This is a genomic window from Pseudomonas sp. o96-267, from assembly GCF_003935465.1.
Taxonomy (GTDB): domain Bacteria; phylum Pseudomonadota; class Gammaproteobacteria; order Pseudomonadales; family Pseudomonadaceae; genus Aquipseudomonas; species Aquipseudomonas sediminis.
The window spans coordinates 1-1,662 of record NZ_RHQP01000083.1; the positions used below are offsets into that span (position 1 = coordinate 1).

Annotated in this window: 1 protein-coding gene; it reads right to left on the minus strand. The window is 53.7% G+C overall.

The genetic code is table 11. The features are described 5' to 3' along the window. Positions 1 to 157: 157 nt before the first annotated feature. The gene (locus EGJ86_RS24815; protein WP_058173916.1) at positions 158 to 1,588 is read right to left on the minus strand and encodes an IS1182 family transposase; all 1,431 of its coding nucleotides are present in this window, start codon (positions 1,586 to 1,588) and stop codon (positions 158 to 160) included. Between the last annotated feature and the right edge of the window lie 74 nt (positions 1,589 to 1,662).

The following is a 1,662-nucleotide window of genomic DNA, read 5'->3' on the forward strand; positions in this document are numbered from 1 at the left end:
CCAGAGTGTGTAAAAACACTTTCGCATCTTGTATGCCCCAGCCCACTGCTCCTGGGCGTAGTGATTTCCTAAGCATTTGCCACGATCAGCGCCGGTGGCGAGTCAGAGCGCTTATGAAGCACTGTGGTACCTCTTGGGACAGTAAAAGCCGGGGCTTTTACGCCGTCATCGCCTTCAACAAGCCTTCGGTACCCATGATTTTCATCGCCCGTTTCAAGTTATAGGCGAGCACATTCAAGCTCATTTCTGCACTTACCCCGTTCAGCTTTCGGGTCAGGAAGTGCGTTGCGCCCATCCACTGCTTGAGCGTCCCGAAGGGGTGCTCAACAGTCCGTTTTCGAACCTTCATCATCTCTGGTGCTTGGTTCAAGCGGCTCTGCATTTCGTCCAGCACCGCCTCATGCTCCCAGCGCCGCACTCGCCGTTCACTGCTCGGCGTGCACTGCGTTTTCAGTGCGCAGCTTTTGCAACTAGAACTCCAGTAGCAGTGCATTTTCAGACCTTTCTCGATGCTAGAAAAACGCCAAATAAGTGCATCTCCCGCTGGGCAGGTGTATTCGTTTTTTACAGCGTTATAAACGAAGGCATCTCTGTTGAAACGGCCATCCGCCTTGGCTCCAGAGGTCAACGACTTCGGCACATAGGCGGTGATGTTGGCATCGTGGCAGGCCAAGATCTCTTCGCTTTTGAAGTAGCCTCGGTCGGCAACTACGGACAGCGTTTCTGAGCCGATGGCTTCCCGAGCCTGCTTCGCCATTGAGCTGAGTTGGTCACGGTCAGAACCTTTGTTGGTGACCTCGTGAGCAACGATCAAATGGTGCTGCGTGTCGACCGCTGTCTGCACGTTGTAGCCGACGATGCCGCTGCCGCGCGTCATCATCGAACGGGCATCCGGGTCGGTCAGCGAAACCTGTTTGTCTGGCGATTCGTTGAGCTGGGCTTCTATTCCTTGAAGCTCTTTCATCTGTTCTTTGAGCTTGGCGATTTTCTCTTCCAGGCTGGCAGTATCTGGCGCGGAGGCGCTATGGATCTGCCGATCAGCCGCATCGAGCGATGCCAAGTAACGGCTGATGCTTGCCTCGATTTCTTCCATGCGCCGCTTCAGTTTGGCGCTGGTGAAGTTGCGGTCACGGTTGTTCACCGCCTTGAATTTACTGCCGTCGATGGCAACCAGGTTTTCGCTAAAAAACCCCAACTGCTGGCAGAGCAAAACGAATTGGCGGCAGACGCCGCGAATGGCTTTGCTGTTGTCTTTTCGGAAGTTGGCGATGGTCTTGAAGTCGGGCATCAATCGCCCGGTTAACCACATGAGTTCGATATTGCGCTGAGCTTCTCGCTCAAGACGCCGGCTTGATTGAATGCGGTTTAGATAGCCGTAGATATAGATCTTCAGAAGGATCGCAGGGTGGTAAGCCGGTCTTCCGGTTTCGGCTGGAATGACGCCATCAAAACCTAGCGTGGCTAGGTCGAGTTCGTCGACGAAGACATCGACCACACGTACCGAATTGGTATCGCTGACGTAGTCGTCGAGACTTTCGGGAAGTAAAGTGCTTTGACCTCGGTGTTCACCCTGGATAAACCGTTTCATAGGCGACCCTTGCGATGAGATTCTCAGAAATCATAGCAAGGGTTTATCCGGGCGTTTTTACACACTCTGGGCCA

Excerpts from the sequence above, each read along its gene's own strand:
- EGJ86_RS24815 (WP_058173916.1), bottom strand. The coding sequence starts at position 1,588 with ATGAAACGGTTTATCCAGGGTGAACACCGAGGTCAAAGCACTTTACTT.